General features: G+C 72.0%; 13 protein-coding genes. 5 read left to right on the top strand and 8 right to left on the bottom strand.

Going from position 1 to position 16,274, the window contains the following annotated elements; all coding sequences use genetic code 11:
- Positions 1 to 81: 81 nt before the first annotated feature.
- Both ABUW04_RS27985 and ABUW04_RS27980 read right to left on the bottom strand, forming a co-directional pair.
- On the bottom strand, positions 82 to 1,467 hold the full coding sequence (locus ABUW04_RS27985) for a M16 family metallopeptidase (protein WP_380567091.1): 1,386 nt from the start codon (positions 1,465 to 1,467) through the stop codon (positions 82 to 84).
- Positions 1,464 to 2,846 (bottom strand): M16 family metallopeptidase, encoded by a 1,383-nt coding sequence (locus ABUW04_RS27980; protein WP_380567089.1) that lies wholly within the window; start codon positions 2,844 to 2,846, stop codon positions 1,464 to 1,466. The genes ABUW04_RS27985 and ABUW04_RS27980 overlap by 4 nt, the downstream gene beginning before the upstream one ends.
- A 242-nt stretch (positions 2,847 to 3,088) precedes the next feature.
- Here ABUW04_RS27980 and ABUW04_RS27975 point away from each other — a divergent pair, with 242 nt between their 5' ends.
- The 3 genes from ABUW04_RS27975 to ABUW04_RS27965 all read left to right on the top strand — a co-directional run bounded on the left by ABUW04_RS27975 (position 3,089) and on the right by ABUW04_RS27965 (position 6,980).
- Positions 3,089 to 5,545 carry a DNA gyrase/topoisomerase IV subunit A gene (locus ABUW04_RS27975; protein WP_380567087.1) on the top strand — a complete coding sequence of 819 codons (2,457 nt, stop codon included), beginning with the start codon at positions 3,089 to 3,091 and terminating at the stop codon, positions 5,543 to 5,545.
- Between the two features lie 334 nt (positions 5,546 to 5,879).
- A complete protein-coding gene (locus ABUW04_RS27970; protein WP_380567085.1) occupies positions 5,880 to 6,554 on the top strand; it encodes a DUF6082 family protein in 675 nt (224 codons plus the stop codon).
- 237 nt (positions 6,555 to 6,791) lie between these two features.
- The gene (locus tag ABUW04_RS27965; protein WP_134005651.1) at positions 6,792 to 6,980 is read left to right on the top strand and encodes a hypothetical protein; all 189 of its coding nucleotides are present in this window, start codon (positions 6,792 to 6,794) and stop codon (positions 6,978 to 6,980) included.
- A 7-nt stretch (positions 6,981 to 6,987) separates the two neighbouring features.
- Here the strand turns inward: ABUW04_RS27965 and ABUW04_RS27960 are convergent, their stop codons facing one another.
- Entirely contained in the window at positions 6,988 to 8,502 is a 1,515-nt protein-coding gene (locus ABUW04_RS27960; protein ID WP_380567083.1) for an IucA/IucC family protein, read from the bottom strand.
- Positions 8,503 to 8,559: 57 nt separating this feature from the next.
- Between ABUW04_RS27960 and ABUW04_RS27955 the strand changes: the two genes are divergently transcribed.
- Entirely contained in the window at positions 8,560 to 10,137 is a 1,578-nt protein-coding gene (locus ABUW04_RS27955) for an IucA/IucC family protein (protein WP_380567081.1), read from the top strand.
- Positions 10,138 to 10,185: 48 nt separating this feature from the next.
- On the top strand, positions 10,186 to 11,142 hold the full coding sequence (locus tag ABUW04_RS27950; RefSeq protein ID WP_380567080.1) for a sucrase ferredoxin: 957 nt from the start codon (positions 10,186 to 10,188) through the stop codon (positions 11,140 to 11,142).
- 111 nt (positions 11,143 to 11,253) lie between these two features.
- Here ABUW04_RS27950 and ABUW04_RS27945 read toward each other — a convergent pair whose 3' ends face one another.
- The 5 genes from ABUW04_RS27945 to ABUW04_RS27925 form a co-directional block, all read right to left on the bottom strand.
- Positions 11,254 to 12,879 carry a solute symporter family protein gene (locus ABUW04_RS27945; protein WP_030259066.1) on the bottom strand — a complete coding sequence of 542 codons (1,626 nt, stop codon included), beginning with the start codon at positions 12,877 to 12,879 and terminating at the stop codon, positions 11,254 to 11,256.
- A 23-nt stretch (positions 12,880 to 12,902) separates the two neighbouring features.
- On the bottom strand, positions 12,903 to 13,259 hold the full coding sequence (locus ABUW04_RS27940) for a DUF485 domain-containing protein (RefSeq protein WP_380567336.1): 357 nt from the start codon (positions 13,257 to 13,259) through the stop codon (positions 12,903 to 12,905).
- Positions 13,260 to 13,697: 438 nt separating this feature from the next.
- Entirely contained in the window at positions 13,698 to 14,426 is a 729-nt protein-coding gene (locus tag ABUW04_RS27935; protein ID WP_380567078.1) for a response regulator, read from the bottom strand.
- A 9-nt stretch (positions 14,427 to 14,435) separates the two neighbouring features.
- Positions 14,436 to 15,626, bottom strand: coding sequence for a sensor histidine kinase (locus ABUW04_RS27930; RefSeq protein WP_380567076.1), 1,191 nt, complete (start codon positions 15,624 to 15,626; stop codon positions 14,436 to 14,438).
- 11 nt (positions 15,627 to 15,637) lie between these two features.
- Positions 15,638 to 16,126, bottom strand: a complete 489-nt coding sequence (locus ABUW04_RS27925; RefSeq protein WP_380567074.1) for a DUF1453 domain-containing protein — start codon at positions 16,124 to 16,126, stop codon at positions 15,638 to 15,640.
- Positions 16,127 to 16,274 lie beyond the last annotated feature (148 nt).

Below are 16,274 nucleotides of genomic sequence, written 5' to 3'. Positions count from 1 at the left end.
GGACCCGCCGCCGCGGTTCGGCGGCGGCGGATCCGGCCCGGCTCGCGGACCGACCGGCCTCGCGAGCCCGCCGGCTGCGGGTCAGCTGTGCACGACGGTGACCTCACCCAGGCCGAGGTCCTTGAGCGGCCCGGCGATTGACGCCGCGTCACCCACGAGCACGGTGACCAGCCGGTCCGGCGGGAAGGCCGCCACCACGGCGGCGGTGGCCTCGGCCGTGGTGGTCTCCGCGAGACGGCGGTAGACCTGCGCCTGGTAGTCGTCGGGCAGGCCCTGCTCCACCTGGTCGGCCAGGGTGGAGCAGACCGCCGAGGCGGTCTCGTAGCGCAGCGGGGCGACGCCGACCAGGTTCTGCACGGCGACGTCGCGCTCCTCGTCGGTGAGCCCCTCGGCGGCGAGGGTGCGCAGGATGGTCCAGGTGTCGGCGAGCGCGGGGACCGTGGAGTCGGTGTCCACCGAGCCCGAGATCGCCAGCATGGCCCGGCCGGTGCCGTCCGCCGCCGAGCGCAGCGGCTGGGCGAAGGACCGCACCCCGTAGGTGTAGCCCTTCTCCTCGCGCAGGACCCGGTCCAGCCGCGAGGTGAGGGTGCCGCCGAGGCAGTAGGTGCCGATGGTCTGCGCCGCCCAGGAGGGGTCGTGCCGGTCCGGGCCGATCCGGCCGATCAGCAGCTGGGTCTGCACCGATCCGGGCCGGTCCACGATGATCACCCGGCCGCTGTCGTCCGCGGTGACCGGCTGCGGGACCGAGGGGGTGCCCGCGTCGCCGGTCCAGGCGCCGAGGGTCTCGGCGAGGACCGCGTCGAAGTCGACGGCCGCGAAGTCGCCGACGATGACGGCGGTCGCGGTGGCCGGGCGGACGTGCGCGGCGTAGAAGGCCGCGACGGCGTCCCGATCGATGCCCTTGACGGTGTCCGCGGTGCCGGCGCGCGGCCGGGAGATCCGGTCCGCCGCGTCGAACAGGCTTCCGTACAGCGCGAAGGCGGCCCGGCGGCCGGGGTTGGCCAGCTCGTGCACGATCTCGTCCAGGCGGTTGGCGACCACCCGCTCGATCTCGTCGGCCGGCAGCGCGGGGGCACGGACCGCCTCGGCGAGCAGGGTGAGGCCGCGCTCCAGGCGGGAGGCCGGGACCTCCAGCGAGAGCCGCAGGCTGGTGTGGTCGGCGTGGGCGTCCAGGGTGGCCCCGGCGCGCTCCAGCTCACCGGCGAACTCCTCGGCGCTGAGGCTCTCGGTGCCCTCGGAGAACGAGCGGGCGAGGATGGTGGCGACGCCGTCGAGGCCGGCCGGCTCCGCCGACAGCGGGGCGTCCAGCAGCAGGTCGACGGCGACCAGCTGCTGTCCCGGCCGGTCGCAGCGCAGCACGGTCAGGCCGTTGGGCAGGGTGCTGCGGGTCGGCGCGGGGAACGCCCAGGGGGTGGCCTCGCCCGGCTCGGGGCGCGGGTGGAACGTCATGGTGGGCGCGATGGTCATGCGGTCACGTCCTCGGCGGCGTCGTTCTCGGTGGAGTCGTTGTCGGCGGCGGCGTCGTCGGCGAGTTCGTCCTCGGCAGGCTCGTCCTCGGCCGGTTCGTAGGTCAGCACGGCCCGGTTCTCCGGCGTCAGATACCGGGCGGCGACGGCCCGGACCTCCTCGGCGGTGATGTCCAGGACCTTGGCCAGCGCGGTGTTCAGCAGCTTGGGGTCGCCGAACAGCACCGCGTAGCGGCAGAGTTCGTCGGCGCGTCCGTGGACCGTGTCCAGGCTGTCCAGCCACTCGCGCTCGACCTGTGCCTGGGCCCGCTCCAGTTCCTGCGGCGTCGGGCCCTCGGCCGCGAAGCGGGCGAGCTCCTCGTCCACGGCCGCCTCGACGTCCGCGATGCAGGCCTCGCCGGAGGTCTTGGCGTCCAGCCAGCCCAGCGAGGGGGCGCCGGACAGCCGCAGCAGTCCGAAGCCGGCGGTGACGGCGGTGCGGTCGCGGCGGACCAGCCGGTTGTACAGCCGGCTGGACTCGCCGGAGCCGAGCACGGTCAGCGCGAGGTCGGCGGCGTCGGCCTCACGGGTGCCATCCAGCGGCAGCAGGTAGGCGGCCATCAGCGCCTGCGAGGGCACCTCCTCGACCAGGTGCTGGCGCAGCACCGCTCCGGGCTCCCGGCTGACGGTGCGTCCGTCGCGCGGCGGGCGCTTGCCGTCGTGCGCGGGGATGCTGCCGAAGTACTTCTCGATCCAGGCGAGGGTCTGCTCCGGGTCGATGTCGCCCACCACGGACAGCACCGCGTTGTTCGGCGCGTAGTACGTCCTGAAGAAGTCCTGGGCGTCGGTCAGCGTGGCCGCGTCCAGATCCGCCATCGAGCCGATGGGGGTGTGGTGGTAGGGGTGGCCGTCCGGGAAGGCCATGCCGACCAGGCGTTCGAAGGCGGTTCCGTAGGGCACGTTGTCGTAGCGCTGGCGGCGCTCGTTCTTGACCACCGCGCGCTGGTTGTCCAGACCGGTCAGGTCCAGCGCGGAGAGCAGCGAGCCCATCCGGTCGGCCTCCAGCCACAGGGCCAGCTCCACCTGGTGCGCGGGCATGGTCTCGAAGTAGTTGGTGCGCTCGAAGCTGGTGGTGCCGTTGAGGGAGCCGCCGGCGCCCTGGACCAGCTCGAAGTGGCCGTTGCCGGGGACGGACGCGGAGCCCTGGAACATCAGGTGCTCGAACAGGTGCGCAAGTCCGGTGCGGCCGGCGACCTCGTGCCTGGAGCCGACGTCGTACCAGAGGCACACGGCGGCGACCGGGGTGAGATGGTCCTCGGAGAGCACCACCCGTAGCCCGTTGGCCAGGGTGTGTTCCATGATGACGAATCCGTCGGTGGTGCTGGGGGCCGTGTTGGCCATCCGCTCCTCGTCCTTCCGGTCGCTGTCTTGCTCGGGGGGTCCATTGTGGTCCAACGCGGGCGGGCTCCGAAGTGTGCTCGTGTTCGCTGCGAGCGTGGCGGGTGCGGAGCACGACGCCGGCCCCCGAACGATCGGAGCCGCTGCGAGCGTGGCCTCTGCGCGGCGCTGTCGGCACCAGGGTCCACAATGGGGTCTGCCCGTACCGGAACAGAACTAGCAATTGGCAAGGGAGCCCCGCCGCGATGGCCCGCCGCAGTTCGCAGACCCCACCGCCCGAGGATTTCGAGGAGCGGATCCTCGACATCGATGTCGTGGACGAGATGCAGGGCTCCTTCCTGGAGTACGCCTACTCCGTGATCTACTCGCGCGCCCTTCCCGACGCGCGGGACGGACTCAAGCCCGTGCACCGCCGGGTGCTCTACCAGGCCAACGAGATGGGCCTGCGCCCGGACCGCTCCCATGTGAAGAGCGCCCGCGTGGTCGGCGAGGTGATGGGCCGGCTGCACCCGCACGGCGACGCCTCCATCTACGACACCCTGGTGCGGATGGCCCAGCCGTTCTCCATGCGGCTGCCGCTGATCGACGGTCACGGCAACTTCGGCTCGCTCGGCAACGACGACCCGCCGGCCGCCATGCGTTACACCGAGTCCCGGCTGACCGCCGCCTCGATGGCGATGGTGGAGTCGATCGACGAGGACACCGTCGACTTCAGCCCCAACTACGACGGCAGCGAGCAGGAGCCCGGCGTCCTCCCGTCGGCCTTCCCCAACCTGCTGGTGAACGGTGCGACCGGGATCGCGGTCGGCATGGCGACCAACATGCCGCCGCACAACCTCGGCGAGGTGGTGGCCGCAGCCAGGCATCTGATCCGGTATCCGAACGCCGACCTGGACGCGCTGATGCGCTTCATCCCCGGCCCCGACCTGCCCACCGGCGGCCGGATCGTCGGGCTGAGCGGCATCAGGGACGCCTACGAGAGCGGCCGCGGCACCTTCAAGATCCGGGCCAAGGTCACCGTCGAGGACGTCACCCCGCGCCGCAAGGGCCTGGTGGTGACCGAGCTCCCGTACAACGTGGGGCCCGAGAAGGTCATCGCCAAGATCAAGGACCTGGTCAACGCCAAGAAGCTCCAGGGCGTCTCCGACATCAAGGACCTGACGGACCGCTCGCACGGCCTGCGGCTGGTCATCGAGGTCAAGAACGGCTTCGTCCCCGAGGCGCTGCTGGAGCAGCTCTACCGGCTCACGCCGATGGAGGAGTCCTTCGGCATCAACAACGTGGCGCTGGTGGACGGGCAGCCGCTGACGCTGGGCCTGAAGGAGTTGCTGGAGGTCTACGTCGACCACCGCTTCGAGGTGGTCCGGCGGCGCTCCGACTTCCGCCGCCGCAAGCGCCAGGAGCGGCTGCACCTGGTCGAGGGCCTGCTGGTGGCGCTGCTGGACATCGACGAGGTCATCGCGATCATCCGGGCCAGCGACAACACCGCGATGGCCAAGGAGCGCCTGATGGAGCGCTTCTCGCTGTCCGAGACGCAGACCGTCTACATCCTCGACACCCCGCTGCGCCGGCTCACCCGCTTCGACCAGGTCGAGCTGGAGGCCGAGCAGGACAAGCTGCACAACGAGATCCAGGCGCTGACCGAGATCCTGGAGTCGGACACGGTGCTGCGCAAGGTCGTCTCCGACGAGCTGGCGGCGGTGGCGAAGAAGTTCGGCACCGAGCGGCGCACCGTACTGCTGGAAGCGGGCGCCGTGCCGACGGCGGCGGTGCCGCTGGAGGTCGCCGACGACCCGTGCCGGGTGCTGCTGTCCTCGACCGGGCTGCTGGCCCGGACCGCCGACGCGGTGCAGGCGGTCGACTCCGAGAGCGGCCGGGCCAGGCACGATGTGATCGTCTCGGCGGTGGCCGCCACCGCACGGGCCGACATCGGCGCGGTCACCACGGCGGGACGGGTGCTGCGGCTGCCGGTGATCGACCTGCCGTCGCTGCCGCCCAGCTCCACCACGCCGACGCTGTCCGGCGGCGCCCCGGTGTCGGAGTTCCTCAAGCTGGACGCGGGCGAGCGGGTGCTGGCGCTGACCACGTTGGACGAGTCCTCGCCCGGCCTGGCGCTCGGCACCGAGCAGGGCGTGGTCAAGCGGGTGGTTCCGGACTGGCCGGAGAACAAGGACGAGTTCGAGGTGATCGGCCTCAAGGACGGCGACCGGCTGGTCGGCGCGGTGGAGCTGCGCACCGGCGAGGAGGACCTGGTGTTCATCAGCTCCGACGCGCAGCTGCTGCGGTTCCAGGCCTCGCAGGTCCGGCCGCAGGGGCGGCCGGCCGGCGGCATGGCCGGGATCAAGCTCGCCGACGGCGCGACGGTGCTCTCGTTCACGGCGGTGGACCCGTCCGGGGAGGGCGTGGTGGTGACGGTCGCGGGTTCCTCCTCGGACACCCTGGAGGGGCTGGGCGGCCTGGGCACCGCCAAGGCGACGCCCTTCGACCAGTACCCGCGCAAGGGGCGGGCCACCGGCGGGGTGCGTTGCCAGCGGTTCCTGAAGGGCGAGGACAAGCTGGTGCTCGCCTGGGCCGGCGCGACCCCGGCCCGCGCCGCCACCGCCAACGGCTCCCCCGCCGAACTCCCCGGCCGCGACCCCCGCCGCGACGGCTCGGGCGTCCCGCTGGCCAAGGAGATCTCCGCGGTCGCCGGCCCGGCGTAGGCCGCGCAGGGGCGCACCGGAGGGCGTACAGAGGCACGAACGAGGGGTGCGTCAGGGATTTCACCGTCCCTGAGGCACCCCTCCGACGCACCGTCACCGGGGGTACCTGGCCGGGCCCGAGCGCCGCCGAACTGCGCGGTAACCGCAGTTTCCGGCGCTCCCCCACGGGCATCCCAACCTATGAAGGCAGCCGGGTCGTACCCACCACCCGAACGCCCATGGCCGACCGGCCAGCGTTGCTCGGCAGTCATGCGTACATCCACCAGGCGCTGTCGCGAGTCCCTGTTCGCCGAACGTGACTCCGTCGCGCCTTGGCACGGATCGGGGGTTCTCCGTGGACGACAACGAGGTAAAGCGAGGAACAGTCTGGCGCTACGTCCGGGGGACCTTTGTCGGTCTAGTCATGCTCGCGGTCGTGGTAGTGGCCTGCGTGGCGCTCAGCGGCTGGATGAACCACTCCGTGGAGACATTCTGGGGCAGCCGCAGCCGTGCAGCGCAACTCGGCACCGTGGGCCAGTACTTCGACGCAGGCAGTGCTGTGTTCTCCGGACTGGCGCTGCTACTGGTGATCGGCACTACGGTCATGCAGCGCAAGGAGCTTGCGATGCAGCGAGACGCGCTCAGCAAGTCGCACTGGGAACTCCGGCGCTCAGCCGAGGCCGATCTGCGCCGGCTCCACATGGAATTGATCAAGATGGCTATCGACGACCCGGCGCTGGCCGACGTTTGGGGTGCCTACCGCACTGAGATCCCGATGGAACGGAGACGCCAGTACTTGTACGCCAACCTGATCTTCTCGCACCTCTACCTGAACCATAAGCTGCAGATCGCCGACGACGCGGAAATGCTGGGACACCTCCGAGTCATCACGAAGAACGAGATCTTCCGGGAGTACTGGAAGGAAGCCTCAGGCAGCAGAGCTCCGTTGGCCGAAGGATCTGCTGAGCGGATCTTCGGCCGACTCGTCGATCAAGCAATCGCGGAGCGGTCACCGAATGGAGTCGACTGATCGCATTCCGCCTGCAGATCATCGACTTTGAGCACAAATGGCAAAAGAATCACAACGAATCAGCCAAAATGTTGCCATACAGGCACGTAACCTATTGCCCCACTTGTAGTTACTGTAGTCGTGCTGCCTCTTAACGCCTACGGGCCCCGTGCGACCCACCGCCCGAGCCATACCCCAACAGAGGTCATTCCTCTCATCCTACGAAGGGTCGGCGCCAGCCCCCGCGAGCGCGGCAGTATGCAAGGAGGGAACTGTCCGGACATCTTCGAACTATCTGACGGCCGATTTGCCGTCATTGGTACTGAGATGACCGCGGAACTCGATGCGCATCTGCCCCTCGACGCCTCACGCGCCGATTACGAGAAGATCGTTGTCATCAGTCGGGACACACTCCTTCGAGCAAAGGCGGACATTCCTGATCTCTAGTGACATGTCAACCAACCCGCAGGGGGTTCGCTAGCGGGGTGTAGGTCGAGTCGCCTCCGTCCGCTCCGGTCCAGCGTAGGAGCAGGTTGGTTTTGGCCGGGACGGACGGGGCGGCGAGCAGGGTGCGGACTTCGGGGTGGTCGGTGAAGCGTTGGAAGACCTCGCGGGCCTGCGGCCACAGCTCGTCGGCGGCCGCAGGGCACTGCTCCGCCACCGCACCGGCGATCTCCAGCAGATGGTTCGTCACCAGGCAGTAGACCAGCCGCTCCCAGCCGTACCCCCCGTCCACGCCGGGTGTGGGGACGTCAGTCCCCATGCTCGCCAGCGGTTCGGCATGCCGCTCCCGCAGCAGCTTCACCCCCTCGTGGTCCCGGAAGACCGCACGGCTCGGCATCCCGTCCGCGTCCATCGCCACCAGCACGTTCTGCAGATGGCACTCCAGCACCACCCCGTGCTGGAAGAACGCGTGCAGCACCGGCGGGACCACCCGCTCCACGTACCGCCGCCACCACTCGACAGCCCGAGGCATCGCCGCGGGCAGCGGACTGCCGTCGAACCCCTCGCTGAGCCCCGCGGAGAGCAGCGGCCGCGCCCCCGCGCCGAACCCCTCCCGGACCAGTACCGCGTAGGCCTCGTAGGCGTCCTCGCCGCCGACCCCCGCGGTGCGGTACCCGCTGTCGGCCAGCATGGACGCCCCGGCCGGGGCGTCGGCGAAGGCTTTGGCGACCGCCTCGTCCACCGCCACCAGCCAGCGCAGATCGCGCAGCCACAGCCGGCGGATGTCATTGGTGATCCGCACGTCCAGGCTGAACTTCAGTGACAGGTCGGCCTCCGGCAGGTACACCGTGCGCACCGACGAAGTCGCCCAGGCTCGCTCCCCGGTCACGCCGAGGTCGATCAACCGGCCGTCTCCCACAGCCATGTGATCACCGATCAGCCGCAGCTGCCAGGGGTGGGCCGGCAGCACCCGGTAGCCCTTCGGTGCCCGGTCGCCCCAGAGCACGTCCAGGACGCCGGTGTCGCCCTCGCCCGCCAGCAGGTCCTCGCGCACCCCGAGCAGCCTCAGCGGGAACTCCGCACAGGCCTCCGGCGCATACGGCAGCCAGGCCTCCGGCGGCCCGCCGCCCCGGGTCTTGGCTGCCGGGTGGTAGCGGTGGCCGGCGACCAGCGCCTGCTCGGAGCACAGGTACAGGTCGTCGGCGGGCCGCGCCACCGCGCGGGCGGCCAGCAGCGCGGCCACCACCTCCCTGCTGTCGCGGATCTCCGCGCCGAGCGCGGTGTTCCGTACCCCGGTCCGCGCCTCCAGTTCCCGCTCGGCCACCGCGATCAGACCGGCGAGGTCCAGTGGCTGCCAGCCCCCGGGGGTCCGCAGTTCGGGGTCGGAGGGCCACCGGCCGGGTGCGACCCGCATCACCGCGCCGCTCGCCGGCAGCAGCAGCGCCCCGCCGTCGACGCTCCGGGCCAACTCCCTGACCAGGCAGTTCAACAACCCGGTCCGGGCCACCAGATCAGCCGTCCCCATACGTTCACCCCTTCAAGAGCTGCGCCCCCGTCCTGAGCTGGGGTATGACCTAGTCTCATGCATTCCGAACCAGGTTCGTTGGAAACCTCCTTCGCCGCCGAGCTGCGCGCGGTCCGCCCCGGGCTTGTCGCACCGTACCGGGAGGCGCTGCCCGGTGCGCGGGCCGCGGTACTGGCGCGGTTGTGGCGCTCGCTGTGCTTCGAGGAACTGCCCTGCCTGGACCGGCGCCGGCTGCGCGGACCCGAGGTGCGGCCCTACGACAGCGGAGCGCCCAAGGACGAGCTGACGGTCTGGGCCGACGGCACGGAGTACTCCCGTCCGGCAGCGCTGCTCGCGGCGCTGGGCGTCCCGGGCAGCGCCGGGCTGGTCGCCGAACTGGAGCACAGCACGGCCTCGCTCGCCCTGTCCCGGGCGGGCGCGGCCGCGTCCGGCCCCGCCGAACCGTCCGACCGCAGCGCCGGTGCGCTGCTGCTCGCCGCGGAGCAGAGCGTCGTCGACGGTCATCCGTACCACCCCTGCTGCCGCAGCCGCCCGGGTCTCACCGTCGCCGACCAGCTGGCGTTCGCGCCGGAGCACCACCCCGTGGTCGGCCTGCGGCTGCTCGCGCTCCCCGCCGCGGACTGCACCGTCGTCGGGGACTGGCCGGACCGGCTGCGGGACGCCGGGGGGCGGCTGCTGCTGCCGGTCCACCCCTGGCAGGCCCGGGAACTGCTGCCGGGCCTGGGCCTGGAGGTCGAACCCGGCGCCGGGCTCCCGGCCCACCCGCTGCTGTCACTGCGGACCCTCGCCCCGGCGGACGGCGGCCCGCACATCAAGACCGCCCTGTCGCTGCGGATGACCTCGTCGGTCCGGGACATCTCCGGCGGCTCGGTGCTCGACAGCGCCCGGCTGTCCGCCCTGCTGGAGGACGTGACCGGACGCCTGGACGGACAGTTGGTGATCTCCCGCAACCTGGCCGCGGCGGGCGTCCTGGTCGACGGAGCGCTGAGCCCGGCCCTGGCCGCACTCCTGCGGGAGTCGCCCGAACTGGCGGCCGGGCCCGGCGAGCGGGTGGTGCCGCTGGCCGCGCTGACCCCACCGGCGCACCGGCCGGCGGACTGGCTGCGCTCGCTCGCCCGGCTGCTCTGGCCGCCGCTGCTGCGGCTGCTCTCCTGGGGGGTCGCGCTGGAGGCGCACGGGCAGAACCTGCTGGTGGTCCTGGACCCCGAGGACCGCCCGCTGCGCCTGGTCTACCGGGACCTCGCGGACATCCGCCTCAGTCCGCGACGGCTGGCCGGCATCGGGGTGGGCACCGACGGCCTGGGGACCCGCATCCTGGACGACGATCCGCCGGCGCTGCGCCGCAAGCTCTACGGCTCCGTGCTCGGCGGCAGCCTCAGCGCCCTGGTGTCGGCCTTCGGCGGCGGCGACCGCAGTTCGGAGGCGGCGCTGTGGTCCGCGGTGGCCGAGGAGGCCGAGCGGGCTGCCGACGTCCTGTCCCCGGAGGACCGGCGCGCGCTCCTGGAGCAGCCGCTCCAGGTGAAGGCCCTCTGCCGGATGCGCCTGACCTGCGGCCCCACCGGCGACCAGTGGACCGCACTGCCCAACCCCCTGGTGGTACGACCGGCGGCAATCGGGCGGCAATCTGCGCCGTAAGAGTTCTTAAGGCGAGAATCCGACGTTGGTAAGGCTACCCTTGCCAATGTGAGCACCTGCACCTCCCTCTCCAGGGAACTGACTGAGCCCCTGAGCGGCACGGCCGCCATCGGGACCACCTGGCTGCTGCTCGAGCAGCCGGGTCCCTGGGGTGCGCGGGCGCTGACGGAAAGCCATCTGCCCCCCGGACTCGGGCAGGCGCTGGAGGCGCGGGCCGAGGGAACCGGACTGCGGATCGCGCTGATCCGTCGCCCCGGCCGGCACGCCGACGCCCCGCCGACACCGTCCCGCCAGGTGTTCCTGGCACACACCCGTCCGGGCCACTCCTGGATCCGCTCCCTGGACATCGAGGACCCGGCCGAACTGCTCGCGCTGGACTTCGCCGCCCTCGCCGCGGGCGACCACGGCGGCATCGGCAGCGCCTACCAGGGCGAGCCGCTCGCCCTGGTGTGCACCAACGGACGGCGGGACCGCTGCTGCGCCCTGCTCGGCCGTCCGCTCGCCGCCGAACTCGCCGCCGGCGGCCACGCCCAGGTATGGGAGGTCACCCACCTCGGCGGCCACCGCTTCTCGCCCACCGTGCTGGTGCTGCCCTACGGGTACCTCTACGGCCGGATGTCCGCCCACCAGACGAAGGAGATCCTGGAGGCCACCAAGGACGGCCGGATGGTGCCGGAGTGGTGCCGCGGCCGCTCCTTCTGGGACCGTCCCGGCCAGGCCGCCGAACTGGCGGTCCGCGAGGCGATCGGCGAGGACGCAGCCGAAGCGCTGACGGTCACTCAGCACCAGTTGGCCGAGGACCTCTGGTCCGTTTCGGTGGCCCATGCGAACGGATGGCGCTGGCACGTCGAGGTCCGCCGGACCGAGGCCGGGCCCGCCCGCGCGGAGAGCTGCCTGGCGTTCCCGACCCGTCCCGACCGCTTCGAGGCGGTGCTCATCACCGCGATCCCCCAGTCGGTTCCCGGTCACGACCGATCCGAACCGGCCACCGGACCAGCCCGCTAGGGGCTACGCTGGAAAACGCCCCCGGGTGCGCCTCCCCCGTCGCACCCGGGGGTCTTGCTGTCCCCCGCGCGAACCCCGTCCGGGCCCGTCGTCCCGGCCCGTCCGGACCGCTCAGACCGCGCCGGCGCCGGTCAGCGCCCGTACCTCCAGCTCCGCGTAGCCGTCCGGATCGGCGCTGCTGCCCGAGGTGACCGTGCCCAGCCAGCCGAAGAGGAATCCGCACGGGATCGAGACGATCCCGGGGTTCTGCAGCGGGAACCAGTGGAAGTCGACCCCGGGGAAGATCGCCGCCGGGCTGCCGGAGACCACCGGTGAGAAGACCACCAGCACCAGGGCCGGTACCAGCCCGCCGTAGATGGCCCAGGTCGCGCCGCGGGTGGTGAAGCGCCGCCAGAAGAGGTTGAAGAGCAGCGCCGGGAGGTTGGCCGAGGCCGCCACCGCGAAGGCGATGCCCACCAGGAAGGCCACGTTCAGCTTCTGCGCGAACAGACTCAGCACGATGGCCACCACACCGATCACCACCGCGGCGATCCTGGCCACGACCACCTCCTGGTGCTCCGTCGGCTGCTCCTCGTCCTGGTGCCGGAAGGCCCTGGCCCACAGGTCATGGGCGAAGGAGGCGGACGAGGCCAGGGTGAGGCCGGCCACCACGGCCAGGATGGTGGCGAAGGCCACCGCCGAGGTCAGCGCGAAGAGCACCGCACCGCCGTTGCTGCCGCTCCCGCCGCCCAGCACCTCGGACAGCAGCGGCACCGCCGTGTTGCCCGCCTCGTTGGACGACCGGATCGTCGAGGCCCCGACCAGGGCCGAGGCGCCGAGGCCGAGCACGATGGTCATCAGGTAGAACGAGCCCACCAGGCCGATCGCCCACATCGCCGAACGCCGCGCGGCCCGCGCCGTCGGAACGGTGTAGAACCTGGCCAGGATGTGCGGCAGACCGCCGGTGCCGAGGACCAGGGCGATGCCCAGGCTGACGAAGTCGAGCCGGTTGGTGGCGCTCCCGCCGTACTTCAGCCCCGGCGAGAGGTAGGCGTCGCCGAAGCCGCTGCCCGAGGCCGCGGACCTGGCCAGCGAGCCCAGGTCGCCGTGGAAGCGGACCACCACCAGCACGCAGAGCAGCAGCGTGCCCGAGAGCAGCAGCACGCACTTGACGATCTGGATCCAGGTGGTCGCCTTCATCCCGCCGACCGTCACGTACACCACCATCAGCGCTCCGACTCCGACGATGGTCCAGCCCCTGGCCTGGCCCGAGTCCAGCCCCAGCAGCAGCGACACCAGGCTGCCGGCCCCCACCATCTGCGCCAGCAGGTAGAACAGCGTCACCACGATCGAGGAGATCCCGGACGCCGCACGCACCGGCCGCTGCCGCATCCGCATCGCCAGCACGTCACCGATGGTGTAGCGGCCGCAGTTGCGGACCAGCTCGGCGACCAGCATCAGCACGACCAGCCAGGCCACCAGGAACCCGATGGTGTACAGCAGCCCGTCGTAGCCGTAGAGCGCGATCAGACCGGTGACGCCCAGGAACGAGGCGGCCGACATGTAGTCGCCGGAGATGGCGAAACCGTTCTGCAGAGGACTGAAGTCGCGGCCCCCCGCGTAGAAGTCCTCGGCCGCCCGACTGCGCCGGCCGGCCCAGGCGGTGATGCCCAGGGTGACCACGACGACACCGACGAACAGGCCGATGGCCAGCGTGTGGTGACTGCCCCCGGCGGTCGCCGCAGCGGCGGTGTCCATGGACTGCTCCCCTCCTGAGGACCTCATCGGAGCCGGTCCTGGGTCTCCCAGCGCAGGCCGAGCGCCAATCGGTCCCGCCGGTCGCGGGCGTGCCGGGCATAGAGCCAGGTGATCAGGAAGGTCGAAGCGAACTGCAGCAGTCCGAGCGCCCAGGCGACCGTGAACGGGCCTGCGATCTGACGGTCCATCACTCCGGGCAGGGTCACCGCGGCGACGATGTAGGCCAGGTACCAGGCCAGGAAGGCCGCGCAGGCCGGGAACACGAAGCGGCGGTACTCACGGCGGACCTCCCGGAACTCCTCACCCGCCTGGACGTGCCGGTAGACCTCGGCAGCCCGGGGCGCGGGTTCAGCCACCCCCTCAGCCACCCCCCTGGCCACCTCCGTGTCGACCGGGGCCGCCGGCCCCGCCACGCCCGGCTCCGGGGCCGTCCGCGCAACCCGCTCCGGGCCCGCCCGCCCGGGCCCGGGCTGCCCCGGTACCACCTCGGCCTCCTGGGGCTCGGCCTCCTGTGTCTGGGCCTGCTCCGGCTGGACTGCCTCTGTCCGGGCCGCCACGGCCCGGGGCCGCGACGTCGGCGCCGCCCACCAGTCGAAACCGGCGGCACCGCCCCGCCGACCGTCCTGGTCTCCAGCCGGCGCCTCGGCGGCCTGCGCCTCCGGCGGCGTTTCCGGTTCCCGGTGTCTCAACAACTGTGCTCCCGCGTCGATGGAGTGACGGGTCCCCCGGATTCCCCTCCCGTCTCCCCCAGCATGCTGAGCGCCGGGCGCCGCCGTGGTCCGGTGTGCGGACGTTCACCCCATCAGGTGATGCGACCGCTAACCGTGCGAGAGACCGTGCCGGTAGGCGTAGCCGACCGCCTGGGCCCGGTCCCTGACCCCGGTCTTGGCGAAGAGGTTGTTGATGTGGGTCTTGACGGTGGCCATGCTGACGAACAGTCGGGCGGCGATCTCGGCGTTGGAGAGCCCGTCGGCGATCAGGCCCAGCACCTCCGCCTCACGCGCGGTCAGCCCGTCCGGCAGCGTCGGCGCGACGGCGGCGGGGGGCGCCGGATCCGGATCCGCAGCAGCCGCGCCGGACGGAGCGGGCGAGGCGGGCGGGGCGGGCGGGGCGGACGGGGCGGCGAAGCGCTCCAGCAGTCGGCGCTGGATCTGCGGCGAGAGCCCGGCCGCCCCGGCCCGTACGTCGTTGATCGCTCGGGCGATCTCCTCGGCCCCGGCGTCCTTGGTCAGATAGCCGCGGGCGCCCGCCTGCAGGGCTGGGAACAGCGAGTCGTCGTTCGCGTAGGTGGTCAGCACGACCACCTCGGTGGCGGGATGCGCGGCCCGGATCCGGCGGGTCGCCTCGACCCCGTCGCACCGGGGCATCCGCAGGTCCATCAGCACCACGTCGGGCAGTTGCGCGGCGGCCAGCGCCACCGCCTCCTCGCCGTCACCCGCCGCTCCCACCACCTCGATCCCGGGGAGCAGCCCGAGCAGCATCACGATCCCCTCGCGCACGACCTTCTGATCGTCCGCCACCAGTACCCGCACCACAGCGTCGCTCATCGCTCCACCCTAGGCGGCGGGCACCCTCAGCAGGACCTTGAACCCCTCGCCGTCCGGTCCGGCCTGCAGGGATCCGCCGAGCAGCTCGGCCCGCTCGCGCATCCCCAGCAGCCCCAGCCCGCTTCCGCTGCGGGTCAGTTCGGCGCCGTCCGGGCCGTCCTCCCGGCGGGCCGCCGCCCCGTTGCGCACCTCCAGCTCGACGCTGCCCTCCAGGTACGACAGCCGGATCGCGCAGGGAGCCCCCGGAGCGTGCTTGCGGATGTTGGTGAGCGCCTCCTGCGCGGTGCGCCGCACCGCCACACCGGCCTCGGCGCCGAGCGGACGGGCCAGTCCCTTGATCTCCACGGTCGCCCCGTCGGCCTCCGCCAGCGTCTTCAGGAACTCCGACACCGGCGCGAACTCCCCGCGCAGCGCCGACAGCGCCTGCTTGGTCTCGGCCAGCCCGTCCTGTGCCATCCGCCGCGCGGCGACGATCCGTTCGCGCAGCTGCGCCCGGTCGGCGCCGGCGTCCAGCATCACCCGGGCCGCCTCCAGGTGGACCAGCTGCGCCGACAGGCTGTGCGCCAGCACGTCGTGGATCTCCCTGGCGATCCTGGCCCGCTCGGCCAGTGCCGCCGACTCCGCCTCGGCGACCCGCGCCGCCCGCTCCTGCGCCAGCAGCCGCTGGGTGTTGGCCCTGGCCTCCCAGTCCATCCTGGTGACGTAACCGAGCACGCCCAGACCGGTGATGACGGCGGCATTGCCGTAGCCCTGCACCGAGGCGGACGCCAGCAGCATGAACAGCAGGGTGCCCAGGGACACCGCCGGGACCGCCACGATCAGCGGGAGCCGCTGCAGCGAACCGAGGGCGATCACGCACATCAGCAGGACGCCGAGGGCCTCGCCCCCGTTGGTCACCGCGAACAGTGCCTGGACGAAGACCACCGCCACCCAGAGCAGTGCCGGGGTCAGCCGCTGCTCCCGGCTGCGGCGCAGGAAGCGCCAGAAGGCCAGCACCCCCACGGCGGCGATCGCGGCCACCGCCCAGGTGTGCGCCGCGTCGCGGTGCTCCTGGGCGAAGGTCACCCACAGCACCGCGCCGAGCCCCACGCACCGGCCCCCGTAGGCGAACCAGAGCCGGGCACGGGTCCGGCCCTCCCGGTCGACCGCCTCCCGGGAGGGCCATTCGGTCCAGTTGTCCACGCCGTGTCCGTCCGTCATCCGTCGGGCCGTCAGCCCACCGCAGGGACACCGTACGACGGGCCCGTCTCGCGTGCCCTCCAGCTGACCACGGCGGTGCGCACCAGCAGCACGGCGGCCAGCGAGAGCAGCAGCACGCCCTGTCCCTCGGCCACGCCCATCGCGCTGCCGACCGCGTAGAGCGCGATCCTGGCGACGATCATGCCGACCCAGGCGAACCCGGTGGCGACGGTGCCCTTGGCCCAGACCGTACCGGAGGCGTCCCGCCAGACCCGGGTGGTGAAGCCCCAGGCGAAGCCCATCGCCACCTCCAGCAGGATGCTGACCACCAGCAGCGCCACCGAGGCGGTGCGGTGGGCGTGGTCGATCAGGCTGTGGTCCCTGAGGGCCAGGACGGCGAGGACCGCGGGGACGACCAGCATCCTCCGGCTGTCGCTGGTGATCCGCCGGGCCCGGAACTGACGGACGACGACATAGATCACGACCACGACGGTCAGGGCGACGTTCGCGGTGCTTCCCATGATCTGCTCCGGTTTCGAGGGGTTCGAGGGGTACTGAAGACACTCTCGAAGGTACGGATCGGCGCAGTTCAGAGCCTCGGAGCAGGGGTGGAAGCGGGGATGGAGAAGGCCCTCCACCCCAGGGTGGAGGGCCTGCCCGGGACCTGCC

The sequence above is a fragment of the Streptacidiphilus jeojiensis genome (assembly GCF_042510965.1).
GTDB classification, from domain to species: domain Bacteria; phylum Actinomycetota; class Actinomycetes; order Streptomycetales; family Streptomycetaceae; genus Streptacidiphilus; species Streptacidiphilus jeojiensis.
Note: the sequence above shows the minus strand (reverse complement) of the source record. Positions and strands in the feature narration are given on the sequence as shown.